The following is a 24337-nucleotide window of genomic DNA, read 5'->3' on the forward strand; positions in this document are numbered from 1 at the left end:
CAGCATGATTTCTCGAGGGGTCCCCCAGCCGGTCCCTCAGCTGCCGCCGGTCTTCCGTGTCAGGTCGTAGAAGGTGGACGAACCGGCGGTCACCTTCGTGAAGTTCTTCTCGACCCACGAGGTGATCTGCGCGGACGTCCCGCTGCCGCTGCCGCCCATGCCGCCGCCGGTGCCCGAGGCGATGAAGTAGTGGATCCTGCCGTCCGCCACGTACTCCTTGAACCGCGCGAGCGTCGGGGACGGGTCGGTGCCGTTGAAGCCGCCGATCGCCATCACCGCGTCGCCGGTGGCCAGCTGGTAACTCGCCGCGTTCTGGGCGCCGATGGCCGCCGCGACCCAGGTGTACCCGGACGCGTCCTCCTTCAGCAGCTTCTTGGCCTCGGAGCCGACAGTCGCGCCGTTCAGCAGGCCGCCGACGCCACCGCCGCCAGGCATGCCGCCGCCCTCGCCCGTCCGGCCGCCGGGGAAGCCGTTGCCGTTCTGGCTCTGGCCGCCCGGCATGCCGCCACCGGGGAAGCCGCCGGTGCCGGTGCCGCCGCCCGGGAAGCCGTTCTGGCCCTGCTGGTTCTGGCCCTGCTGGCCCTGCTGGTTCTGGCCCTGCTGGTTGCGGCCGAAGCCACCCGGACCACCGCGGCCGCCGCCGGGACCGCCGCCACCGCCGAAGCCCATCATGCTCGCGCCCGCCGGACCCGCCGTCGGGATGGAGCCGGTGTGCGCGGAGTTCACCGTGCTCAGGGTGTACGCCGTCGGCCCCGCCAGCGCGGCCGCCAGACCGGCCGCCGCCGCCCCGAGAGCGAGCCGGCGGCCGATCCGGCCCGCGAAGACCAGGCCGAGCGCGGCGGTCAGACCGCCCACCAGGACCAGCCACTTCAGCCAGGGCAGGTAGTCGGCGGTGCGGTCGAGGAGCGCGTAGCCCCAGACCGCGGCCGCGACCACGGCGGCGGCGAGGGTGACCGACGCCCACGGCTCGGCGCGCCTCTCCCACAGCAGCCCGGCGCCCATGCCGATCACGGCGGCGAGGTAGGGGGCCAGGGCGACCGTGTAGTACTGGTGGAAGATGCCGGCCATGTAGCTGAAGACGACCAGGGTGATCAGCAGCGAACCGCCCCAGACCAGGAACGCGGCCCGGGTCACCGACGTCCGCCTCAGCCTGCGCGTCGCCACCAGACCCGCCACCAGCAGGATCAGCGCCGACGGGAGCAGCCAGGAGATCTGGCCGCCGATCTCGGAGTCGAACATCCGGTCCCAGCCGGTCTCGCCCCACTGCCCGGACCCGGTGCCGCCGCCACCGCCGCCGACGCTGCCGGTCTCGTCGCCGCTGATCCGGCCGAGGCCGTTGTAGCCGAAGGTCAGCTCCAGGAAGCTGTTGTTCTGCGACCCGCCGATGTAGGGGCGGGAGGAGGCCGGCCACAGCTCGACGACCGCCACCCACCACCCGGCCGAGACGATCAGGGCGCCGGTCGCGAGGGCGAGCTGGCCGATCCGCCTCCGCCACGTGCGCGGGCCGGCGGCCGCGTACACGAGGGCGAGCGGCGGCAGGATCAGGAAGGCCTGAAGGGTCTTGGCGAGGAAGGCGAAGCCGATCGCCACGCCCGCCCACACCAGCCACCTCGTCCTGCCGTCCTCGACGGCGCGGACGACGAAGTAGCAGGCCAGCGCCATCAGCAGGGCCAGCATCGCGTCCGGGTTGTCGAACCGGAACATCAGCGCGGCGACCGGGGTGAGCGCCAGCACGGCGCCCGCGATCAGACCGGCCGCGGGGCTGGAGCGGCGGCGCACGGAGGCGTACACGACCGCGACCGTGCCGACGCCCATGAGGACCTCGGGGCCGAGGATCGTCCAGGAGTTCAGGCCGAAGAGGCGGGCCGCGATCTCCATCGGCCACAGGAACGCCGAGGGCTTGTCGACGGTGATCGCGTTGCCCGCGTCCAGCGAGCCGAAGAACATCGCCTTCCAGCTCTTGGTGCCGGCCTGGACGGCGGCCGAGTAGAAGGAGTTGGAGTAGCCGTTCGCGCTCAGGTCCCAGAAGTAGAGCACCGCGGTGGCGAGCAGCAGGCCGAGGAAGGCCGGGCGTGCCCAGCGCGGGTCCTCGGGGCGGCCGCGCCACAGCCGGCGGGCGAGGGGCCGCCGGGGCTCGGCGCGGGCCGCCCGCGGTACCGGCGGGGCGGGGACGTCCGGCGCCCGCAGTGCCGCCGGGGGAGCCTCGGGCTCGGGTGCCGGCCGGTCCTGACGGTCGGTGGGGGTGCTGGTCATCGGGGTTCCCCCGGATCGGTGTCATGGGGGCGCACGGGCTGCAGCCGCAGGGTGGCGTCCCTCCGGGTGCCGTCCGCGGCCTCGTCGGCGCGGAGTCGGGTGGTGGTGCCCCGGTCGTACGGGTGGTGGGCCGGGCGTTGCGGGAGCGGGCCCTGCGGCAGGTGTCCGCCGGGGACCGTGGTGTACGTGGGCGACGACGGGTGGTGCGCTGCCGCCGTCGCGGAGGCCGTCTCCCGGCCGCCGTCCCGGTCCGGGAAGACCCAGGCGCGGAAGAGCAGGAACCTGAGGACGGTCGCGGCGAGGTTGGCGGCGACCAGCACCGCCAGTTCGGTGGAGTGCGCGGGGTCGCCGCTCGCCGCGTTCAGGGCGGCGAGCGAACCGCTGGTGAGCGCCAGGCCGATGCCGAAGACGACCAGGCCCTGCGCCTGGTGCCGGACCGCCCCGCCCCGGCCGCGCACCCCGAAGGTCAGCCGCCGGTTGGCGGCCGTGTTGGCGACGGCCGACACCAGCAGCGCGAGCGCGTTGGCGACCTGCGAGCCGGCGAACTGCCGGAAGAGGCTGTAGAGCAGGAGGTAGAAGAGGGTCGACAGGGCGCCGACCACGCAGAAGCCGACGAGCTGGCGGGCCAGGCCCTTCGGCACGTCCTGGATGTCCCGGTCGCGCGGGTCGTCGCCGAACGGGCGGGCGATCCGGTCCAGCGGCAGCGAACCGGTGGCCAGCGCCTTGCCGACCCGCCACACGCCTGCGAGGTCGTCGGCGGCCGTCCGCACGATGTGCACGGTCGAGTCCGGGTCGTCGACCCAGTCGACCGGCACCTCGTGGATGCGCAGGCCCGCGCGTTCGGCGATGACCAGCATCTCGGTGTCGAAGAACCAGCCGGTGTCCTCCACCATCGGCAGCAGGACCTGCGCGACGTCGCGCCGGATCGCCTTGAAGCCGCACTGCGCGTCCGAGAAGCGGGCCTGCAGCGAGCCGCGCAGGATCAGGTTGTACGAGCGGCTGATGAACTCCCGCTTGGCGCCGCGCACCACGCGCGACGAGCGGGCCAGCCGGGAACCGATCGCCAGGTCGGAGTGGCCGGAGATGAGCGGCGCCACCAGCGGCAGCAGCGCGTTCAGGTCGGTCGACAGGTCCACGTCCATGTAGGCGAGGACCGGTGCGTCCGAGGCCGACCAGACGGTCCGCAGCGCACGGCCGCGGCCCTTCTGCTCCAGCCGGAACGACCTGACCTCGGCGATCTCCGCCGCCAGGCGCCGCGCCACCTCGGGGGTGGTGTCCGTGGACGCGTTGTCCGCGACGGTGATGCGGAACGCGTACGGGAAGGTGCGCTTGAGGTGATCATGCAGTCTGACGACGCATGGGCCGAGGTCCTTCTCCTCGTTGTAGACGGGGATCACTACGTCCAGGACAGGCGTACCGGCGTCTGCGGCCGGGAGGTGCTCCCGCGCCGGCAGGGTGCCGGGAGAAGAGTCGGTTCGCATGGAACGACTCTGTTCACGTGCCCTGTTGCACCCATGTGGTGGCACTGTGCTGGGCCTGTGAGTGCGGTTGCCGGCAGGTTTCGGGATCCGGCCGCGGGACCGCCGGGGCGAGCGCGGGCAGGTAGAGGGTGAACACCGTGCGGCCGGGAACGCTGTCCACGGTGACGGCACCGCCGTGCGCGGAGGCGACGGCCTGCACGATGGCGAGCCCGAGCCCGGTGGACCCGGTGGCCCGCGAGCGCGCGGAGTCACCGCGCGCGAACCGCTCGAAGACGTGTGGCAGCAGCTCGGGCGGTATGCCCTGGCCGTCGTCCTCGACGTCCACGCACAGCCACGGGCCGCGTCGCTGGACGCGGGCGGTGACGGTGGTCCCGGGCGGGGTGTGCTTGCGGGCGTTGCCGAGCAGGTTGACGAGCACCTGCTGGACGCGGGCCGCGTCGGCGGCCACCGGGGCGGGCTCGTCGGGCAGGTCCAGGCGCCAGTTGTGGTCCATGCCGGCCGCGCGGGAGTCGCTGACGGTGTCGACGACGAGCGGGACGAGGTCGGTGTGCTCGAACTGGAGCGGACGGCCCGCGTCGAGGCGGGCGAGCAGCAGCAGGTCCTCGACGAGCAGTGTCATCCGGCCGGCCTCGGACTCGATACGGCCGAGGGCGTGCCGGGTGTCGGGCCCGATCTCCTCCCGTCCGCGCCGGGTCAGTTCGGCGTACCCGCGGATGGAGGCGAGCGGGGTGCGCAGCTCGTGGCTGGCGTCGGCGACGAACTGCCGTACCCGCATCTCGCTCTGCTGGCGGGCGTGCAGGGCGCCGTGCACGTGGTTGAGCATGCGGTTGAGCGCGGCGCCGACCCGGCCGACCTCGGTGTGCGGGTCGCACTCCGACTCCGGGACCCGCTCGCTGAGGTTGACCTCGCCGGTGTGCAGGGGGAGTTCGGAGACGCGGGTGGCGGTGCTGGCGACCCGGCGCAGCGGGCGGGTGGCCACGCCGACCATGACGGTGCCGGCGAGGGAGGCGGCGATCAGGCCGGAGAGGGTGAGGCTGATCTCGACGATGATCAGGGTGTTGATCGTGCCGTCGACGTCGGAGGTCGGGATGCCGACGTAGAAGGTGCCGTTGTTGCCCACGACGTACTGGACCTGGTAGCTGCCGAGGCCCGGGAGGTCGACCGTGTGCGCCCGCTGGTCCCGGGCGACGGAGCCGAGGACCCCGCGCTGGGCCTCGGTGAGGTTCTCGGGGGTCATCTGGGTGAAGCCGGCCGAGTTGTTCTTCTTGGTGCCGACCTTGCCGCTGGTGATCGACCCGTTCTCCACCTCGGCGGCGACGGTCCGCTGCGGCTGCGGCCCCTGGGTGACGAAGTCGCCGAGGCCCTTGGTCTGCTGCGGCGCGAGGGTGCCGGCCTTGCCGCCCGCCGGATCGCCCCTGCCGCCGAAGCCGCCCACGGGCCCGCCGGCCACGCGCAGCGCGACCTCGCGGAGGTTGCTGTTCAGCTGCCCGTACAGGTGGTCGCGGAGCACGAGGGTGGTGACGGTCCCGATCACCGCGCAGACCACGGCGATCAGGGTCACGGACACGACGACGAGCCGGGTCCGCAGGGTGCGCGGCTGACCTACCCGTCGCTGCTGCGCCCGCGGCCGTCGTCGCCCGCTCATGACGCGGCGGGCTTGATCAGATAACCGGCCCCCCGCCGGGTGTGGATCATCGGCTCGCGGCCGGCGTCGATCTTCCTGCGCAGGTAGGAGATGTACAGCTCGACCACGTTGGCCTGGCCGCCGAAGTCGTAGGACCAGACACGGTCCAGGATCTGGGCCTTGCTGAGCACGCGCCGCGGGTTGCGCATCAGGAAGCGCAGCAGCTCGAACTCGGTGGCGGTGAGGTGGATCGAGTCACCGGCCCGGGAGACCTCGTGGCTGTCCTCGTCCAGGGTGAGGTCGCCGACGACGAGCACCGAGTCCGACCGCCGGTCGGCGGCGCCGGAGCGGCGGATCAGCCCGCGCAGCCGCGCCACGACCTCTTCGAGGCTGAACGGCTTGGTGACGTAGTCGTCGCCGCCCGCGGTCAGGCCGGCGATGCGGTCCTCCACGGCGTCCTTCGCGGTGAGGAACAGCACGGGGACGTCGGGCAGTTCGCGCCGCAGCCGGCCGAGGACGGTGAGGCCGTCCATGTCGGGCAGCATCATGTCGAGGACGACGGCGTCCGGCCGGAACTCCCTGGCGGTCTGGAGGGCACCCGTGCCGTCACCGGCGCTCCGGATCTGCCAGCCCTCGTACCGCAGGGCCATGGACAGGAGTTCGGTGATCGACAGCTCGTCGTCCACCACAAGCACTCGGACGGGGCTCCCGTCCGGCCTCAGCAGTTCGGTGCGCCCCTGGGGCGAGGTCGTGGTCATGGTGGACACCCTGTCGGGGCCCTCTGAGAACACGCTTTCAGAGATCTGTGTTTTCCCTGAGAAACGCACAGGTACCTCTCAGGGAACCCCTGGGAATCCCCTCGCCCGCCCACGGCTCGGCGCCGCCGCCCGGCCCCGGGCTGTGCGGATCATGTACGTCCGGGGTGCGTCCGGGGTGCGTCCGGGCGGGCCGACGAGGCCTCGATGAACCGCTGATGAGAGCGTACCGCCGCGGAACGCCGGGCGCCCGCCGGTGATGTGCCGTGCCGGGCGGCTCCGGACCGCCCCCGCCGGGTCCGTCCCGGGGATGCTCCCCGGGTCTCCGGCGCGGCTCAGAACAGTCCTTCCTGAGGCGCCGTGAACTCGCGGACAGGTACGTCGATTTCGCCCTCCCGCCCCGCTTCCGCGGCGGCCAGCTCCCAACCGGGCAGCAAGCGCGTGTCGAGGACGACGACGCCGCGCCGGGTGGCGAGATGCAGGTCCGGCCCGGCGGCCGCGACGAGTTCACCGCTCACCGCGCCGCCCGGGGTCAGCTCGGCCACCTCGCCGACGGCGGCGGGTGCCCCGTCGAGTCCGAACACCCGGACGTGGTCGACGACTCGGCAGGGTTCGGGCACGAGCGCCTCCGGCCACTCCCCGAGCGCCAGGGCCCGCTCGTGCAGTACGACGATCTCGGCGGCCCGCTCGGCGGCGCTCCCCGGCAGGGCGGACCGTACGGCGCGCTTGGCGCCGTAGGGGATCCGGTCGGGCACCCGGAGCGCGGCCCGCAGCAGCTCCTCGGCCCGCCGCGCGGCCATCAGCGGCCCGGCGCCCAGCCAGCTGAAGCACACGGCACCCTGTTCCAGCAGCCGGGCCGGGCCGCGCTCGACGGCGGTGATCCCGACCTTGGCCATCCCGGGCCCGAACCACGCCAGATACACGTGGTAGGGCCGGGGATCGTCGGGTACGCCGTCGGCGGCCACCGAGTGCGCCCGGTCCAGCCGGGCGCACTCCTCGCAGCGCGCGCCCGTACTGCGTCCGGACACCGTGGCGCGGACCGCGCAGGCGTGCCCCCGCGCTCCCACGCACTCCCGGACACCCGCGCCGGCCGCCCGGAAGGCGACACGGCCGCCCGGCCCGAGCGCGCTGCGCCGCCCGCCGCTCCACACCAGCACGGGGCCGCCGTCCGGCCACCGCAGCCCCGAGCATTTCCACACCTGTGCCATCACTCACGAGCGTAGACGCGGGGACTGACAACGCGGGGCGGGGCGTGGCGGGGTCGGGGTGGCGGCACGGGCAGTCACGTGCGGCCGCCCGGCGCCGAGCCGTCGGTCAGCCGCCGGCCCGTGCGGGGGCCGGTTCGGTCTCCCCGGCGCCGGACACCGGGGCGAGCAGGGATCCGGCGGGCCTGCCCCGGCCCGCGAGCCGGCATCCCACGCATCCGGGGTGGCCGTCGCGCGCGCCGGCGTCCCGGGTGCCGAGGGCCCACTCGGCGCGGGGCCGCGGGCCGGGCGGCTTGCCCCAGCCGGTGAGGTGCAGAGACCAGGTGACCAGGACGCTCACGACGGTCACCACGCCGCCCGCGACCAGGGCGGGCACCGAGACGGCGCACACGCCCCACCCCAGCACGCCGCTCCCGGCCGTCGCGATCGCGGTGCCCGTCCACCCGGCGACCGTATGGCCCTCATCGTGCAGACTCATGTACCCGCCTCCCCTTTCATAGGCAGCGGAAAGCCCACCGGCGGCTGAGGCCCGGCGCCCGACGCGAGGGCGACCGGAATCTCTCACCACCTAAGACATTTACCAGCCATATATCTCACGCGCTAAGAGAATATGCCAGCCCTCCGGCGAAACTTCTAGGAATCGGGAACGACCATGCACGGCAAGCCGCGACCGCCCGCGGACCCCGCCCGCGCCCTGTCCGCGATGGACCACCTCATCGCGGCCCACCTGCTCGGCCAGCAGGAGCTGGCCAGGCGGCTCGGGGTCGGCGTCACCGACCTCACCTGTTTCGGCTTCGTCCTGGAGGCCGGCGAGGACCTGCTGACCGCGGGCGACCTGGCCGCCCGCGCCCATGTGACGACGGGCGCGGTGACGGGCATCCTCAACCGCCTGGAGCGCGCGGGCTACGTGACCCGGCGCCCCGACCCCGACGACCGCCGCCGGGTCCGGGTGGCCGCGGTCCCGGACGCGGTCGGCCGGGTCGGCGCGGTGTACGCCGGTCACTACCGGGGCCTCGCCGACCTGTTCGCCGACTACACCGCCGACGAACTGGCCGTCCTCACCGACTGGTTCACCCGCGCGACGCGTCTGGCCCACGAGTCACTGGAAGGGCTGTCCTCCCCCGGGTAGAGGGGCCGCATCCACCCGTTTTCCACCCCGCTTCCACCCATGGGCCGAAGTGCCGGACGGGGCCGGAACCGGATAGTCGAGGCATGACGCTTTCGGACTGGATCATCGATGTCGCCCTCATCCTCGTGGTCGTCAGGCAGCTGCGGGAGGAGAGGCTGACGGCCTTCCGGCTGCTGCTGCCGCTGGGTCTGGTCACCTGGGTGGCGACCAGCTACCTGCACGACATCCCGACAGCGGGCAACGACCTCGTCCTCATAGGGACGTTCGCCGGCATCGGCATCGCCTGCGGCGTGGGCGGCGGCCTGCTCACCCGGGTCCGCCTCGCGGACGGGCACGTCCGGGTCAAGGCGACCCTGGGCGCGGCGGCCCTGTGGGTGCTCAGCATGGGCTTCCGGCTGGGCTTCGCGGTCTGGACCTCGCACCCCTCCGGCCAGACCCGCATAGGCCGCTTCTCCGCCGACCACGACATCACCAGCGCACAGGCCTGGGTCGCCGCACTGGTCCTCATGGCCGTCAGCGAGGTCGTCGTCCGGCTGGGCATCATCGTGCTGCGCGGACAGACCCTCCGCGGCCGCGAGCGCACCCGCGTCCTGACCACCGCCTGAGCCGCGCGGGCCTCCTCCGAAGGCCCGCCTCCCCGCCCATCGTCCCTGTCCCTCCCCTGTGTTACGTTGCGCGCCTTGATCGTGAGGGTTGTGTGGGGGGCCTTTCATGAAGTCGGCACGTATCTCGGTGCCAACCACCGCGGCACTGCTCCTGGGACTGACGACCGTCATCGGTCCCGGTGCCACCGGTTCGTACGCGGCACCGTCGGACACGCCTCTGCCCCTCGCGCACTTCGCGCACCTGGTGGTGGACGCTCCGCACGGGCACCTGTTCTTCAGCGGCGGCGCGGGCACCGACGGGATCCTCGTCACCGACCTCGACGGCGGACACCCGACGACGATCGGCGACGAGCCGGGCGCCACCGGCCTCGCCCTCTCCGCCGACGGATCCACGCTGTACGCGGCCCTCCCGGACGAGGACGCGATCTCGGTGATCAGCACCGAGAAGCTGACCGAGTCGGCCCGCCTGTCCACGGGCTCGGGCACCCGTCCCGACTCGCTGGCCGTCGCCGGGGGCACCCTCTGGTTCGGTTACGGCACGGCGGGCGCCGGCGGCATCGGCTCCGTCGACGGCACCGGGGCGGTCACCCTCCGGCAGGACCCGGACGGCTGGACGGCGCCGCCGATGCTTGCCACGACGCCCACGCCCTCGGGCGCACTCGCGGCCGCGGCACAGACGGGCGGCACCTCCGCCGTCGTCACCTACCGGGCCGAGGACGGCGCCCTGACCCGGCAGGCCGCCAAGGAGCTGCCGGTCCCCGACCTGAGCGACATCGCGCTCACGGCGGACGGGACCCACCTGGCGGTCCCGACCGTCCGCGGCGCGACCGCCGGCCGCTACCGCACCTCGGACCTCGCGCTCGACGGACGGTTCGCGGACGGGGTGTACGGCAAGGCCGTCGCCGTGGCGGCGGACGGCACCCTGGCCACCGGCTCCCACTCGCTCGTGACGTTCCCGGAAGCCGGCGAGGGCGAGTACACCGAGTACACCTGGGCCCGGGACCTGGACTCCGCCCCGCACGGGCTCGCCTGGACACCGGACGGCAGCCGGGTCTACGGCGTGGCCGTCGACGCCTCCGGGGGGACACCGACGCTCCACATCGCCACCGCCCCGGAGACCGCACCGGTCACGCTCTCCGGAAAGGCGACCACTCCGCTCGCCCCGGGCGAGGCCTACTCGTTCGTGGTGTCGCCCGCGTCCAGCCTCGCCCTCGGCGCCGGACAGTCCCTGCTCCCCGGCACGGTCCGCATTACGCGCTACGACGACGCCGACCCGGACGGCGTGCTCGTCCCGGACCCGGTCACCACCCCGGCAAGGATCCCGGTCGACTTCTTCGGCTCCTACCGCGTCGACGGCACGGCCCCGAGCACCGGCGGGCTGAGCTTCCGCGTCGAGTACTCCGGCGGGGGCGCCTACGGACCGGCCGCCCGGCCCTTCGACGTCCCGGTCGCCAAGTACGCGCCCACCATGGCGCTGACCGCCCCCGCCACCGCCGCCCGCGGCGGGGCGCTGACCGTCACCGGACGGCTCACCTGGCCGCACCCGCAGGTGCGGACCGGCACGGTGCACGTCCTCAAGACGGACGCGGCGCACCCCTCCGGCTACCCGGCGGGCACCGCGTCCGTCGCCGCCGACGGCACCTTCGCCTTCCACGACACCCCGCAGGTCGGCGGTACGAACACCTACGCCTTCACCTACGACGGCGGCACGTCCTACCTCCCGGTCACGGCGTCGGCGAAGGTCCAGGTGTCCCGGACCACACCCGCCCTGACCGTGACGGCGAACGCGAAGTCGTACCGCTCCGGCACGACCGCCAAGGTCACCGCGCACCTGGGGACCACGAACGACTCCCGCACCGTGACGCTCTACGCCCAGCCCGCCGGCGCGTCCCGGACCCAGCTCAGAAGCGGCAAGGTGGACGCGCACGGGAACCTCACCGCCTCGTACAAGATCACCCGTAACACCGTCCTCAGCGCGGCCTTCACCGGCGACTACCACTACGCCCCGCGGACGGTGACCACGACGGCGACCGTCACCCCGACGACCCGGACACAGGTGCAGTGGCCGGTCTCGACCACCCGCATCGGTTCCACCACCTACCGGGTGTTCTACAAGTCCGAGGCCACCATGGGCTTCGACGTCCAGGTCACACCCCGTCAGTCCGGCGGCTGCACGACGGTCTACGTCGAGCACTACCAGTCGGGGTCCTGGCACCAGGTCGCCGCGAAGAGCTGCGTCGCCCTGTACGGCGACGGCTGGTACGGCTACAGCCGCTCCCTGAAGCTCTTCACGAGCAACGACCGCTACCGCGTCCGCGCCCACTACACGCCCCCGGCCAAGGGCGCCCAGACCGGCAGCACGTGGACCGCGTGGACCTACCTGACGGTCCGCCCCGGCAGCCCCGGGTAGGCCGGAACACCTCACTGCCAGGAAACGCCGAAGGCCCCGGAGAGATCCGGGGCCTTCGCTGTCGGCTGCCGGCCGCCAGGGCCTGTCCTAGGCGGCCCTGGACGACGCTGAGGGCGCGGCGGGCTCCTGCGCGTCCTCGGACCAGGAGCTCTCGTCCTCTCCGAAGTCCGGGGCCTGGAAGGGCATGATCGCGGGAGGCGGGGAAACAACGGTGGAGCGGCGGGGTTGCCCTTCCACGGCGGAGAACAGCGACGTCGAGTCGATGAGAGGTCTGCCTTTCGTTACGGGTCCCCGGAAGGACCCGGCGTGCCGTGACCGGGCACAGCGGTCCTACAGCTTGGTCATCTTGGCGTACGGGCTCAGGATCCGCATCTGTGCCGAACCGAAGTCCACGAGGGCCGCGGTTCCGTCCTCGACACCGATGACCCGGCCGAGTCCGTACACGTCATGAGTGACCTGGTCGCCCACCGCGAAGTGCTTGGGAACCGGTACGACCGGGGCCTTGAACGGGCTGGTGGGCAGATGGCGCTTCGGCGCCGCAGGCTTTGTCATGACTCAGTATGAGCCTACGCACGGCCCATTCCGCTGTGGTCGTCGGCACAGATCCACACCCGACACCCCGCATCATGCCACTGACCTGGTATTTCCCGCTTCCATTAGATCTGCGCATCGTGACGGCCGGGTCGGTGAGCGAGCCTCCGTTCGAACCAGCGGTACGCGTACCGCGTCCGTCTCCTCCGCAAGAGGCGGACATATAGGGACGAACCTAGACTGGCGGGGTGGGAGAAGCCCCCGGACCAGGGAGATGGGCACCATGGCCAAGCGTGGGAACAAGCGGCGGGCCCGCAAGAAGAAGAAGTCGAACCACGGCAAGCGGCCCAACGCCTGAGCCGGCCGACACCCGAGGCCCCGGATCTCTCCGGGGCCTCTTGTCTCTGTGCACTCGGCAGGATTCGAACCTGCAACCTTCTGATCCGTAGGATCGGGCAGCGCACCGTAAAGACTGCCTGCGGCCCCTCACTCCGTTTGCATAGATTGGCGATCTTGTGCGCCCGTGTGCCGTCGTTGCCGTCAAGGCTGCCGTCACCTCCGAGCGATGGTGTAGCAGCGATTCGACCTGGCCTCGCGCATCAGGCGCGGACTCGCAGCGATCAGGACGAGCCGGATGCGGACTTCCACTACACCAGGCCAACCCGCCCTCCCGCCTCCGCACCAGTCTTGCTGTCCAGAAGCGCATGCAGAGCAGTCAACCGCTTGACTCCGAGTTGGGAGCACGTCACAACCGGTCTGCTCCTACCGCCCAGACTGGCAGCATATTAGAACACAAGTTCTTGTGACTAGTCAGACTAAAGCGGTCAAAGTTACTGATATAGAGAAACGGGTTGTCTGTGACCAGAGACCAGCTCCATGATTAGTTGGCATGAGGATGATCCGAGCGCGGATTGAGAACTTCCGCTGCCTTCAGTTGGCCGAAGTGCGGTTTGATGGCGTCACATCCATCATCGGCCCCAATGGAGTTGGCAAATCAACTATCTTGCGCGCGCTCGATTGGTTCTTCAACGGAGAAAAGGGAACGTCCCTAGATCTCGACGATCTGTGCGTTGAGGCAGGTAGCAGTCGCATCCGTGTAGAAGTTGAGTTCGACTCACTCACCACGCAAGATCGGGAAGAGCTAGGCCACTACGCCCCCGACGGGGTGGACAGTCTCATCATTTGGCGCACATGGGATAACGGCGACGACAAGATCACCGGAAAAGGGATGACCTTCCCGCCATTCGAAGCGGTCCGCAGTCAGCCAAACGCTACCGCCAAGCGGAAAGCTTACAATTCGCTACGCGAGGAACGGCCTGATCTTGAACTTCCATCAGCTGGCAGTGAAGCACTGGTGGAAGAGGCGATGATCGTTTGGGAAAGAAATCACCCCGATAGGCTCATAGAGTCCGACATCCAGGCAAATAACTTCTTCGGCTTTGCCGGAAAAGGGAAGCTCGCCAGCCTATTCGAATTCATCCTCGTGAGCGCAGACCTGCGCGCTCTTGAGGAATCGACTGACACCCGATCTGCGATTTTTGGGCGAATCATCGAACGCGCCGTGGACAGAAAGATCGCTGATGCCGAACTGGCGGATCTCGATGCACGATTGAATCTGGAACGGGCGCGCATTTCGACCAAAAACTTTGCCCCTCAGTTGGATCTAATCTCCAAAGAACTAACCAAGGCAGTCGAGGTTTTCTCAGCAGGCAGAAACGTGACGGTCTCGCCAGTCGACAACCCTTACAAGCCCGTCAGGGCATCCTTCAAGGTGAGTATTGTGGATGGCCCTGTCGAAACAACCGTCGAGCGTCAAGGGCACGGATTCCAGCGTGCCATGATTATTGCCGCACTAAAACTTCTTTCGGATCGCGGTGGCGAAGGATCGCGATCCAAGGCTGTGTGTTTGGCCATCGAGGAGCCAGAGCTATATCAGCATCCCGTACAGGCCCGAGCCTTCTCTCAGGTGCTACGTAAAATTGCTGAAGATCCGAGCCAAATGGCCCAAGTGGCATATGCCACCCATAATCCGATCTTCGTTGACCCGCATCACTTTCACGAAATCCGCCGAATCAGCCGTGTGCGGAACAGTTCCAGCCATAGGGCCATTTCCATTGCCCATGTGCGAGTTGATGACGTGATCGAGAAGTTGTCAGGTTTCGTACCTGAGGAGCGAGTTCGCAAGCAAATTGGGGCGGCGATTCTAAACAGGCTACCTGAGGCCCTCTTCGCCTCTGCCGTTGTACTAGTAGAGGGGGAAACCGACAAGGCCGTCCTGGAAGGAACCGCCACACGTGATGGAGCCCCGTTGGCGGTGGAAGGCGTTCATGTGGCCGAGGCCGGCCACAAGACAGCTATCTACCTAAGCCATGCCATCCTTACGCTGCTCGGAATCCCATGTTTCGCAGTATTTGATGCCGATGCCGGGGTTGGCATCAGAATGGAAAAAAATGGAAGGAAACCGCGAGATATCCGCAATGCAGAACTGAGTGAGCGTGCGGAGAATCACCGCCTTCTTATGTATCTCGGACAATCGAGCATCTCAGATCTGCCCCCCACTCACGCAGACATTGACTACGCAGTGTTCGCAGACTGTCTGGAGGAGACGCTTAAATCCGATTGGCCCGAGTGGGGAGAGAAGGTCGATGAACTCATTCAATCCGGCATCGGGTACAGCGAAAAGAACACCTACACCTACGCGCGAGCAGCATTCGAGGCAAGTGGAGAACCGCCGTTCGTCATTAAGCAGATCATCCAGAACGCAAAAGCCATGGCGAGACAGGGGCAGTGATGGAGAGACTTCCGGTTACCTCTTCCAACATCATATCGGTCGGCTACGAACCGGCAGAGATGGTGCTAGAGATCGAATTTCATTCTGGGATCTACAGGTACTTTTCCGTCCCGGAAAGCGTCCATAGTGGCCTGATGTCGGCTTCTAGTCACGGCCGCTACTTCGCTCGCACAATCAAGGACCGATACTCATTCTCGAAGGTTGCCTAAGCTGGCGATTAGCGAAACAAAAAACAGCAAGAGCCCCCGCAGCTTGCGCATGCGGGGCTCTTGTTCGTCAGCTCAGGTAAGGAGTGCGCCGACAACGCTGTTCGTGGCGATCGCTTCGGCCACTTGCATGCCCGCGATCAATGTCATCCTGATTTTTGTCATGATGCACTCCTTTCGTTCGAAGATGGACTATCGGACTCCGGTTTGTTTCTCTTCAGGAACTGGATTCCGTAATTCAGACCAACTGCGACCAAAACGAGCACCAAGATCAGCGCTACGGGAGTCGAACCCGCCCCACATACCCCTGGCCTCAACTGACGACGCCTCAAAATAGCACGAGCTCCCGAGTTGGGCACCTATCAGGTCAGGTTGATCGTCCGTCAAGGTGCCCTCCCAACGACTTGGAGGGTGAGTTGTAAGTCGCCTCCGTCAGAGTTGCCGTTCACCGCGGTCTACGAGGTCAGCCGAGATAGGGCCGCTCACGGTGCTCAAGGAAGTGACGGATCCGGAGCCGCTGCGTGTGGTGCATCGGCAGTTCATCGATCTCTTCCGGCTGGACGAATCGCAGCTCCGTGGACTCGTCCGAGATCGCAAGTCGGCCGCCCACCATGCGGGCGGTGAAGCAGACGTTGAACTGCCGACGCACCTCACCGTCCGAGTAGGCGATGACGTGGCGAGGGTCTGTGTACGTGCCCACGAGCCCGGTGATCTCTACGTCCAGACCCGTTTCTTCCTTCACCTCGCGGGCGGCCGTTCCTGGGAGGGAATCGGTCATCTCCATGCCGCCACCAGGTAGCGCCCAGAGATCGTTGTCCCGGCGGCGCTGAAGGAGCACACGCCCTTCGTCGTCGGTGACCACGGCAGACGCGGCGACCACCAAGCTGTTCGGCTCTGGTGCTGCTGGGTCGTCGTAGTACTCGGTCCGTGCCATGGTCACTCTTCCGTTACCGGTGTCGCGGTCTCCCACACAGCGTCGAAGCTGCTGGCGTAGGTGTCGAACATGCCGCCCTCTCCGTTGCGCCGAAGATGCCACACGGGAGCACCGTAGGCGTTCACGCCCCAGACATGGGCATTGACCAGTGTCTGGTCATCCGCGCGGTAGATCGAGTTGTAGAGCGTGGTGGCATGGGTCCGCACCTCGATGCCAGGTACCCCGGCAAGGGGGCGATAGTGCATGAGGGCGAGTCGGCAACGGGACTCGATGCCGTGGCCGAACCGCTCTTCCGTGCCGCGCTGTTGAACATTCACGCTGTCCGGATCGCCGATCGCGATACGAACCGCGCACCCGTCGGCAGCTCGCTCTCGCAGCAGGTCGTTAAGCCGCGGGTACGCCTCGTGCAGGAAGACGGCGGCATACACCAACACGTCGATGTGCCTGCGGGCCTGGGTCAACATGTCCACGAAGGTGGAGACGGGGATGTCCGCCCGCTGATCGTAGAGAGCCACAAGTTCCGGGCTGACTGCGCGGGCAGGGCGTGCCTGCCGGAGCGCGGGCCATAGAGCGTGCACGTCTTCTCCTAGCGTTTCCGCTGCCAGCATGGCCGTGGCACGACGCGGCGTACGCCCCAAATTGACCCATCGTTCAACGGACTTGGGATCGACTTCGACCTTGTCCGCAAGGGCGGTGTACGTCCAGCCGCCGGCCGCCATGGCAGCACGTAGCCTCTCGTTCGGCATCCCAATCTCTCCCAGCACTCGGGGACGGCGATAGGGACGTTCTACCCGACGCGGGACGTCCCGAAGTGGTGTTTGTCGGAGGTTCCGACGTCCCCATGAGCGACAGGATGCTCGTGCACATGGCGAGCAACCAGCAGACCAGACCAGGCATCGGTGAACTGGCGAAGGACACCTCCAGGAACCGCATCGGCGTCGTCATGGATGAGGTCGGCGGCCGTGTGCAGATAAGGCCGATCGGCGGCGGCGCCGAGTGGGACGCCATGCCGGACGACGTGGAGCCGCCGAGTGCGCGGGAGGAACTGAGCGCACGTCTGGCCATCAAGAACCGCAATCGTCGGGCCGGGCTGTGATGCGCGTTATCGGCCAGTACGCGGGAGTCCTGTTCATCGTGGTGATCAGCGGGTCGTGCGGCCTGGTGATCGGCATAACTCTCGCCATGGGCCAGTAGACGGGCCGCCCCGGACGGGTGCCAACTCCCCGGCTCCCCCTTCCCCGTTCGGGGCCGGCCATCCAACCCACGCACCGCCACACACGAGGAGTAGTCGCATGACGGCAACGGTGAACGATCAGAAGACCGGTCGCGCGGTGGCTGGTGAGGAGCTGTTCGAGAGCCTCGCCCACTTCGTGGTCGTCCACAACGGGCAGTCGCCCGAGCGCGCCGAGCGGATCGCGGACCAGGCGGTCGCCTTCCTGGTCACCGCAGCCACGGCCAACGTCCCCATGGTCCCGTCCGATGACGTGGACCTCGGCCTGCACGCCCTCATCCTGCACACGAAGGAGTACGCGAGGCTGTGCGAGCGGTACGCGGGCCGCTTCCTGCACCACAACCCGAAGCCGGGCGGCGGGCCCCGCGATCTGCTGATGGTCATCACCGCGGCACGCGCCATGAAGGCAGCGGGCTTCAAGGTCTTCGACGACCTGTGGACCGTGGACGGCACGAACCTCGCGCAGTGCGACTCGGACTGCGGCCGTCCGTACGGTCAGGACTACCAGGAGTAGGACACGACAGCAGCGACGCGGCCGGCCTCGACTCGTGGTCGGCCGCGTTCACCCGGAAGGAGAACAGACGTTGCCCGGGTCACCCCCTGAACTGCCGATCGTGGTGTTCGACGCGCTCATGCCCACGTCCCAGCGCCTGGTCCTCGACCGCCGGGGCTCCATGGTGTGGGAGGTAGAAAGCCGTCGCGGCCACTACGCCGTGAAAGTCGGCTACCCGATCGAGGCCACGGCCGAATGGGCCGCCCAGCCCTGGACCGCCCTCGCGCCCGCACGTGAAGGGGCCGTTCTGCTGCGCCTCGGCCTGGTCGACCTCGCGTACGGCGAGTGGGAACGCGGTACCTGGAACTTCCAGCCGTGGCACGAAGGGCCGGACCTGTACCAGCTCTGGGAGCCCTGCCGTAGGCCGGACTCGTCCATCACACCGCACACCAGCGTGGCGTTGGGCTGCGTAGAGGCGCTTGCCGAACTGCACGCCAAGGGCTGGGCGCACGGTGACGTACAGCCCGCCCACTTCATCATCGGCCCGGAACAAACGCACCTCATCGACCTCGCCCTTGCCCGAGGCGGCCATGTGCCCGAGGGGTACGACTTCCCGTTCCGCGGCTGCCTCGTTCACTACGAGGCACCGGAGATCGCGCGCAGCGTCCTCGACACCGGAGAAGCCGAGCCGACGCCGGAAGCCGACGTGTACGCGCTCGGGGCTTCCCTGCTGATCTCCGCTACCGGTTGGCGGGCGATGGAGTACCCGGACGACGCTCCTCGCTCGGTGCAGAGAGAGGCCGTGGCGGACGGTCGGCGCCGGCTCGTGAAGGCGCCCGGTGAGCTGGGCGAGTTGATCGACGCCATGCTCAGCCACGCGCCAGGGGACCGGCCCACCATCTACGAGGTGGGCAAGGCTCTGAGCTGATTCCGAAGCGCCGGTTTCGTCGGCGCAGCTGGCACGGCTAGGGCCAACAACCAAAAGACCGGACCACCCCTCAGCCTGGACAGCATTCCGGGTGGTCCGGTCGCGAAAGCCCTGATCAGGACCCCGATGCCGACGGTACCGGGGCGGTTGGCGTGCTCGAAGGTGGGTGCGGCTGCAACCCCGGCGTCCGCAAGGTCCGCTTCCACGACCTGCGCCTCGCTCCTCCACGAACAGCGAGCCGACGTCCGCATGATCATGGAAGTCCTCGGCTGCAGCTCGATCCGAGTGACCATGGAACATCTACACCTTCGTCCGGCTCGACTCCCAGCGCTCCACCTTCGACCGCGTCGGCGACGCGCTGAGGGGTGACGGCAACGATCCGGACGACGATGACGGCGCGGCCGGCATCCGGGTAGCCGTCTGATCGGCCTCCGAATCCAGTCGCCGTCAACCACTGCCGTCAAGACAAAAGCCAGAGGCCCTGTGGATCGCTCCACAGGGCCTCTGGTCTGCTGTGCACTCGGCAGGATTCGAACCTGCAACCTTCTGATCCGTAGTCAGATGCTCTATCCGTTAAGCTACGAGTGCTTGTTTTTTTGTTTTTTCTGTCTTGGCTCCCGGCCCTTCCGGCCCGCTCGCGGCGACAGGAAGAACATTACATGACTGCCGCCGCCATGTGAAATCCGTTAGCCGCACCCCTTGTGAGCTGCGGAAACGACGGATCCGGGGCCGTGAACGACTCAGGGAGCCCGACCTGAATGGTCGGACTCCCTGAGGCAGGTGCGGAGGCGGAGGGATTTGAACCCTCGATGGGCTTTAAGGCCCAAACCGCATTAGCAGTGCGGCGCCATAGACCGGACTAGGCGACGCCTCCAGCACAGCCGCCCGCGCGAGCGCGAGTGGTGCGTGCAGATGATGACACAGTCGAGCGTGCTGTCACCAATCGGCTCCCACGGTACTAGGCAGTCGGGCCGCAGGGCAAAGCCCTTCCGGTGGGTCGGGGCGGCGCAACGTCCGGGCCGCCGGCGCGTTGGGCAGGGCATGTCTCACTTCGCCGTGCGGGGCGCCCTCGGGGCCGTCGCCGCCGTCCTCGGATCCCTCCCCGCCCTGCCCGCCGCCGCGGGGCAGGGCGACCACCTCACCGTCACCGTGCGGCACGCCGGGGCCGGGCGGGACGGGACGTACGAGCTGTCCTGTCATCCCGGCGCCGGCAGTCACCCGGACGTGAGCGCGGCCTGCGAGGCACTGGACCGGAACACCCGCTGGGGACATGACACCTTCGCCCCGGTCGCCCCCGGCACCGCCTGCACCATGCTCTACGGCGGACCCGCCACCGCCCACGTCACCGGCACCTGGGCCGGCCGCCCGGTCGACGCCGACTACGACCGCAGCAACGGCTGCGAGATCGGCCGCTGGAACCAGCTGGTGCCGCTCCTGCCCGACCTCGGTGGCTGACCCGCCGGCCGCCTCGTCGGCCTCCCCGGCGGCCCGGCCGGCGCACGGCGAAGGCCCCGCGCCCGCGAAGGTTCCGCGAAGGCGCGGCGAAGGTGACGTGTGTCGGTCACATGTTCGCCGTCACTTCGTCGTGCGACCTCCCTCTCATCCGGCGCCGTGAGCGCAATCGGTGCCTTTAGACTCCCTCGCGTGACACGTCGCGGGCCGGTTGGCAAGATGGCCCGAGCGGTCGGCAAGGTGCGGTAACAGGGAGGAAGCGTCTCGTGAGCAGCAGGCCATCCCGAGGCGCTGCTCGCCTCGCAGCCATACTCGATGCACTTCCGGACGCGTTGGTGCTGGTCAACGCCAACGGGACCGTCGTCAACGCGAACACGATCGCTCTGGAGGCGTTCGAGGCACCGGGTACCGCGCTGGTCGGGCGAGGGCTGCTGGATCTGCTGCCGGACTTCGACTCGCGGCTGATCCCCGGGTCGATGCGCCGGCCCGACCACATGGACCCGCGTGGACGCACCAAGCCGACGCGGATGATCGCCCGCCGGACCGACGGGTCCGAGTTCCCGGTCGAGGTGACCAGCGCCAACCTGGAGAACGGCCAGCAGGCGTACGACGGTTACGGCTACGGCGCCGACGAACTGCTGATGCTCGTCGTGCGCGACCTGACCGGCACCGTGGACACCGAGGCCGAGCTGGCCCGCTCGCAGCGGCAGACCGAGATGATCCTGCGGGCCGCGAGCGAGGGCGTCGTCGGGACGGACACCGACGGGCGGATCGTGCTCGTCAATCCGGCCGCCGCCCAGATACTGGGCTACCGCGCCGGCGAACTGGGCGGCAAGGAACTGCACAACCTGGTGCTGCACGCCCGCGCGGACGGCTCCCCCTTCCCGTACGCCGAGTCGCCGCTCGCCGACACCCTGCGCTCCGGGCGCAAGCACCGGGTGCGCGGACAGGTGCTGTGGGCCAAGGGCGACAAGAAGGTGCCGGTCGACCTGACGACCGCGCCGGTCCGCGACGGCGACCAGCTCGTCGGCGCCGTCATGACCTTCACCGACCGGCGGCCGTACGACAACCTGGCCGAGGAGAAGGACGCCCGGGAGAAGGCGCACGCCGAAGAGCTGGAGCGGCTCTCCGAGGAGCACGCCTCCGACCTGACCGCGCTGCGCCAGAAGCACGTCACCGAGGTCGAGGAGCTGCTGGAGCGGCAGGCCGAGGAACTGGCGTCGGGCGAGGAGCGGTACGCGGCCCTCGGCGAGCGCGAGAAGGACCGTTACGAGGCCCTGTACGGGCGGCACGAGCAGCTGCTGACCCTGCTGGCGCAGTCGCTGCGCGGCCCGCTCGACGAGCTGCGCCGGGAACTGGCCGCGCTCGCCGCCGACGACGCCGGGCAGCTGTGGCCCGAGGCCAACCAGGTGCTGCACCACCTCTCGGCCGGTTACTCGCGCATCACCCAGCTCATCGACAACGTGCTCGGCTACCAGGCGCTGGACGCCGGGACCGAGGACATCAGCCGCACGAAGGTGATGCTGGACGCCGTCGTCGCCGCCGGTGTGGAAGGCGCGGTGGAGCTGATCGGGCCCGGCCGGGTCCAGTTCGCCGTGCACGCGCCGCCCATCGAGGCCGAGGTGGATCCGCAGCGGCTCGCCGTCGCGCTCGCCCACCTCGTCGCGGACGTCGCGGGTGTCGACGCGACCGGCAACTCGCCGGTCTCCGCAGGCGGCTACATGGACAACACCGTGGTCGTCGCGGCGGCCCAGCGCGGCGAGGTCGTCCGTATCGAGGTGCGCGGGCCCTACCCCGGCGGCGATCCGGTGCACGAGCCGATCGTGCGGGGCATCGTGCGCGCGCACGGCGGTGTGCTGCAGACGCACGAGGTGCCCGGCATGAGCGGCAGCGCGTTCGTCCTGGAGGTGCCGATCGGCGGCGGCGCGGGTGCCGTGCCCGCGCCGGTCGGTACGGCCGTGGCCACGCTCCCGGCCGCTTCCGCCGACGACGGCGGCGGCGGCGCGGGCGGGCGGCGGCGGGCCCGGCGGTCCTCCGTGGACGCCTTCCTGGACAGCGACGTGCCCGGCGGCGAGGCCGCCGAGGGCGAGGCCCCGGCCGGTGCGCCGACCGGGCGCCGGCGCCGGCGGGCCGCCGGGGCGGCGGACCAGGAGAGCGGACCGGCCGCGATCGAGAGCGCCGCGGTCCCCGACGGTGCCGAACCGGCGTCCGGGGGCACCGGGCGGCGGCGCGGGCGTCCGGCCGACGCCGCCGCGGGGTCCGGTGCGGGCGACGGCGGGGCCTCCGAGGGCGCCGTGGTGACGGCGGCCGAACAGGGATCGGGTACGGCCGCGGCGGGGACGGGCCTCGGTGGCACCGTGCCGCCGCAGGGCGTGCCCGCGCCCGCGGCCGGACGCCGCGCCCGGCCTGAGCCCGACGAGCGTCTGGCGCTGCCGCCGGCGCTGCCCGCGGCCACCGCGCCCCAGGACGACGAGGAGCAGCCGAGCGGACGCCGGCGGCGGGCGCTGGCCGCGGCGGCGGAGCGGGCCGAGCAGCAGCAGGCGGGCCCGCGCCCGGTCTTCGCGCTGCCGCCCGCCGAGGCCGACCGGGTCCCCGAGCCGGCCCCGGTGGCCGCCGAGGAGGGCCGGCACGACGCCGTGGCGCACGACCCGGCCGAGGACCACACCCCGCCGCAGCCGCATCCCACCAGCGCGCCCACCGGCCGCCGCAGGCGTTCCGTGGGCCAGCCCGAGGAGGCCGCCCAGGCCGTCGTGCCGTCGGTGCCGGCGCAGGCGGGCGCCCCCGGTCTGCCCGTCCCGCCCGCGCAGCCAGGTCCGGGCATCCCGGCCCAGGCGGGTCCGCCCGGTCAGCCGGTTCCGCAGGCGCCGGCGGGCGCGAGCGCCGTACCGGTGCAGACGCAGGCACCGGCGCAGCCGCAGGGCGTCGCCGTACCGGTGCAGGCACCGGCGCAGACGCAGGGCTCCGCCGTGCCGGTTCCGGGGCAGCCGGTGCCCGCGCAGCCCGCCCCGGCCGGCGCCCAGCCGCTCCCGGCGGAGGCCGCCCCCGCGGCTCCCGGGCCGCGGCAGTGGCCGGACGGCGCCGAGGAGGCGCCCGCGGCCGCCGCTCAACCCGCGCGCGCCGCACAGCCGTTGCCCGCCGAGGCGACGCCCGCGCCGGTCGACCCGGACTCCACCCAGGGCCGCGCGTTCAGCGTGCGGACGCTGGGCCAGGGCGTGCCGTTCTCGCGGCAGGCCGCGCAGGTGCAGCAGCCGACGGCGACCCCGCCGCCGCACCAGCCGAACGGCAACGGACGGCGCCGCAAGCTGGGCACGCGCGACGACCAGCAGCAGCCCGAACCGGGTGCCCGGCCGCATCCGCAGGCCGACCAGACGGCGTCCCAGCCGCTGCCCCAGCCGTCGACGGCCGGGCAGTCCCGGCTCGTGGGGGCCACCGAGGGTGCCGGACGGTCGTACGCCATAGGCGCACCGGACGTGAACGCCGCCGAGGGCCCGGAGCCGCTGGACGGTCCGGGCGGCGCGGTCGAGGTCGCGGATCCGCCGCGTCCGCAGCCGCTGGACGACGAACTGCCCCCGGAGCCGCTGGACAACCCGCGCCGGCTGCTGGTGTGGCCCGCGCCGGACGTCACCACGCAGCAGGCGCTGAGCGACCGCGGCTACCGGCCGGTGATCGTGCACTCCCGCGAGGAGGTCGACGCGCAGATCGCCGCGTTCCCCGCGGCGCTGTTCGTGGATCCGCTGACCGGGCCGATCACCCGGACCGCGCTGCAGTCGCTGCGGCAGGCGGCGGTGGCGGCCGAGGTGCCGGTGATGGTCACGGCCGGACTGGGCCAGGCGACACGCGAGGCGGCGTACGGCGCCGATCCCGCGGTGCTGCTGAAGGCGCTCGCGCCGCGGGACACCGAGCAGCATCCGCCGCGGGTGCTGCTCATCGAGGAGCACGCGGAGATCGCGCTCGCCCTGACGGCGACGCTGGAGCGGCGCGGGATGCAGGTCGCGCGGGCGGCCAGCGACGCGGACGCGGTGGCGCTGGCCGGGCAGCTGCGGCCGAACCTGGTGGTGATGGACCTGATGCAGGTGCACCGCGGCCAGGCCGGGATCATCGACTGGCTCCGTGCCAACGGGCAGCTCAACCGGACGCCGCTGGTCGTCTACACGGCGGCCGTCGACGAGGCCGACCTGCCCCGGCTGGCGTCCGGCGAGACGGTGCTGTTCCTCGCGGAGCGGTCCACGAGCAACGAGGTGCAGGACCGGATCGTGGACCTGCTGGCCCGGATCGGCACGAACTAGGACATCGCCAACTTGGGCATCGG

The 24337-nt window shown here is 70.3% G+C and carries 20 protein-coding genes and 2 tRNA genes; 11 read left to right on the forward strand and 11 right to left on the reverse strand.

Annotation, left to right across the window (positions count from 1 at the left end):
- Positions 1-36: 36 nt before the first annotated feature.
- The 6 genes from ACIQOE_RS24330 to ACIQOE_RS24355 all read right to left on the reverse strand — a co-directional run bounded on the left by ACIQOE_RS24330 (position 37) and on the right by ACIQOE_RS24355 (position 7796).
- Positions 37-2253 carry an ArnT family glycosyltransferase gene (locus tag ACIQOE_RS24330; protein ID WP_401413702.1) on the reverse strand — a complete coding sequence of 739 codons (2217 nt, stop codon included), beginning with the start codon at positions 2251-2253 and terminating at the stop codon, positions 37-39.
- The gene (locus ACIQOE_RS24335) at positions 2250-3734 is read right to left on the reverse strand and encodes a glycosyltransferase (protein WP_401413704.1); all 1485 of its coding nucleotides are present in this window, start codon (positions 3732-3734) and stop codon (positions 2250-2252) included. The genes ACIQOE_RS24330 and ACIQOE_RS24335 overlap by 4 nt, the downstream gene beginning before the upstream one ends.
- A 13-nt stretch (positions 3735-3747) precedes the next feature.
- The gene (locus ACIQOE_RS24340) at positions 3748-5379 is read right to left on the reverse strand and encodes an ATP-binding protein (protein WP_401413706.1); all 1632 of its coding nucleotides are present in this window, start codon (positions 5377-5379) and stop codon (positions 3748-3750) included.
- On the reverse strand, positions 5376-6116 hold the full coding sequence (locus ACIQOE_RS24345; protein ID WP_362170207.1) for a response regulator transcription factor: 741 nt from the start codon (positions 6114-6116) through the stop codon (positions 5376-5378). Before ACIQOE_RS24345 ends, ACIQOE_RS24340 begins: the two co-directional genes overlap by 4 nt.
- Positions 6117-6448: 332 nt before the next feature.
- Complete coding sequence (locus ACIQOE_RS24350) at positions 6449-7321, reverse strand: DUF2797 domain-containing protein (RefSeq protein ID WP_401413708.1); 873 nt, start codon at positions 7319-7321, stop codon at positions 6449-6451.
- Between the two features lie 106 nt (positions 7322-7427).
- Positions 7428-7796, reverse strand: coding sequence for an HGxxPAAW family protein (locus ACIQOE_RS24355; protein ID WP_365559162.1), 369 nt, complete (start codon positions 7794-7796; stop codon positions 7428-7430).
- A gap of 174 nt (positions 7797-7970) precedes the next feature.
- Here ACIQOE_RS24355 and ACIQOE_RS24360 point away from each other — a divergent pair, with 174 nt between their 5' ends.
- From ACIQOE_RS24360 to ACIQOE_RS24370, 3 genes are all read left to right on the forward strand, one after another.
- A complete protein-coding gene (locus ACIQOE_RS24360) occupies positions 7971-8447 on the forward strand; it encodes a helix-turn-helix domain-containing protein (RefSeq protein WP_351316263.1) in 477 nt (158 codons plus the stop codon).
- An 83-nt stretch (positions 8448-8530) separates the two neighbouring features.
- Positions 8531-9052, forward strand: a complete 522-nt coding sequence (locus tag ACIQOE_RS24365) for a hypothetical protein (RefSeq protein ID WP_401413711.1) — start codon at positions 8531-8533, stop codon at positions 9050-9052.
- Between the two features lie 106 nt (positions 9053-9158).
- Positions 9159-11462, forward strand: coding sequence for a hypothetical protein (locus ACIQOE_RS24370; RefSeq protein ID WP_401413713.1), 2304 nt, complete (start codon positions 9159-9161; stop codon positions 11460-11462).
- Between the two features lie 330 nt (positions 11463-11792).
- Here the strand turns inward: ACIQOE_RS24370 and ACIQOE_RS24375 are convergent, their stop codons facing one another.
- Positions 11793-12014 carry a hypothetical protein gene (locus tag ACIQOE_RS24375; protein ID WP_401413715.1) on the reverse strand — a complete coding sequence of 74 codons (222 nt, stop codon included), beginning with the start codon at positions 12012-12014 and terminating at the stop codon, positions 11793-11795.
- 262 nt (positions 12015-12276) lie between these two features.
- Here ACIQOE_RS24375 and ACIQOE_RS24380 point away from each other — a divergent pair, with 262 nt between their 5' ends.
- The 3 genes from ACIQOE_RS24380 (at position 12277) to ACIQOE_RS24390 (ending at position 14993) form a co-directional block, all read left to right on the forward strand.
- Positions 12277-12351, forward strand: a complete 75-nt coding sequence (locus ACIQOE_RS24380) for a 50S ribosomal protein bL37 (protein WP_106960698.1) — start codon at positions 12277-12279, stop codon at positions 12349-12351.
- Positions 12352-12882: 531 nt separating this feature from the next.
- Positions 12883-14784, forward strand: a complete 1902-nt coding sequence (locus ACIQOE_RS24385; RefSeq protein WP_401413717.1) for an ATP-dependent nuclease — start codon at positions 12883-12885, stop codon at positions 14782-14784.
- Positions 14784-14993 (forward strand): KTSC domain-containing protein, encoded by a 210-nt coding sequence (locus tag ACIQOE_RS24390; RefSeq protein WP_401413719.1) that lies wholly within the window; start codon positions 14784-14786, stop codon positions 14991-14993. Before ACIQOE_RS24385 ends, ACIQOE_RS24390 begins: the two co-directional genes overlap by 1 nt.
- A 460-nt stretch (positions 14994-15453) precedes the next feature.
- Here ACIQOE_RS24390 and ACIQOE_RS24395 read toward each other — a convergent pair whose 3' ends face one another.
- Both ACIQOE_RS24395 and ACIQOE_RS24400 read right to left on the reverse strand, forming a co-directional pair.
- The gene (locus tag ACIQOE_RS24395; protein WP_401413722.1) at positions 15454-15924 is read right to left on the reverse strand and encodes an NUDIX domain-containing protein; all 471 of its coding nucleotides are present in this window, start codon (positions 15922-15924) and stop codon (positions 15454-15456) included.
- 2 nt (positions 15925-15926) lie between these two features.
- On the reverse strand, positions 15927-16670 hold the full coding sequence (locus tag ACIQOE_RS24400; RefSeq protein WP_053560280.1) for a helix-turn-helix domain-containing protein: 744 nt from the start codon (positions 16668-16670) through the stop codon (positions 15927-15929).
- Positions 16671-16777: 107 nt separating this feature from the next.
- Here ACIQOE_RS24400 and ACIQOE_RS24405 point away from each other — a divergent pair, with 107 nt between their 5' ends.
- The 3 genes from ACIQOE_RS24405 (at position 16778) to ACIQOE_RS24415 (ending at position 18576) form a co-directional block, all read left to right on the forward strand.
- Positions 16778-17020, forward strand: a complete 243-nt coding sequence (locus ACIQOE_RS24405; protein WP_030047640.1) for a hypothetical protein — start codon at positions 16778-16780, stop codon at positions 17018-17020.
- 196 nt (positions 17021-17216) lie between these two features.
- Positions 17217-17669 carry a glycine-rich domain-containing protein gene (locus ACIQOE_RS24410; RefSeq protein ID WP_401413724.1) on the forward strand — a complete coding sequence of 151 codons (453 nt, stop codon included), beginning with the start codon at positions 17217-17219 and terminating at the stop codon, positions 17667-17669.
- A 70-nt stretch (positions 17670-17739) separates the two neighbouring features.
- Positions 17740-18576, forward strand: a complete 837-nt coding sequence (locus ACIQOE_RS24415; RefSeq protein WP_401413726.1) for a protein kinase — start codon at positions 17740-17742, stop codon at positions 18574-18576.
- A 515-nt stretch (positions 18577-19091) separates the two neighbouring features.
- Here the strand turns inward: ACIQOE_RS24415 and ACIQOE_RS24420 are convergent.
- Positions 19092-19164 (reverse strand) — tRNA-Arg (locus tag ACIQOE_RS24420).
- 195 nt (positions 19165-19359) lie between these two features.
- Positions 19360-19450, reverse strand: a tRNA-Ser gene (locus tag ACIQOE_RS24425).
- A 167-nt stretch (positions 19451-19617) separates the two neighbouring features.
- On the opposite strand from ACIQOE_RS24425, the gene ACIQOE_RS24430 reads away from it, so the two are divergent.
- Together ACIQOE_RS24430 and ACIQOE_RS24435 are read left to right on the forward strand one after the other, a co-directional pair.
- Positions 19618-20031 carry an SSI family serine proteinase inhibitor gene (locus tag ACIQOE_RS24430; RefSeq protein ID WP_362639816.1) on the forward strand — a complete coding sequence of 138 codons (414 nt, stop codon included), beginning with the start codon at positions 19618-19620 and terminating at the stop codon, positions 20029-20031.
- Positions 20032-20294: 263 nt separating this feature from the next.
- Entirely contained in the window at positions 20295-24314 is a 4020-nt protein-coding gene (locus ACIQOE_RS24435) for a PAS domain-containing protein (RefSeq protein WP_401413728.1), read from the forward strand.
- Positions 24315-24337 lie beyond the last annotated feature (23 nt).

It is taken from the genome of Streptomyces sp. NPDC091282 (assembly GCF_044757385.1).
Lineage (GTDB): Bacteria > Actinomycetota > Actinomycetes > Streptomycetales > Streptomycetaceae > Streptomyces > Streptomyces gramineus.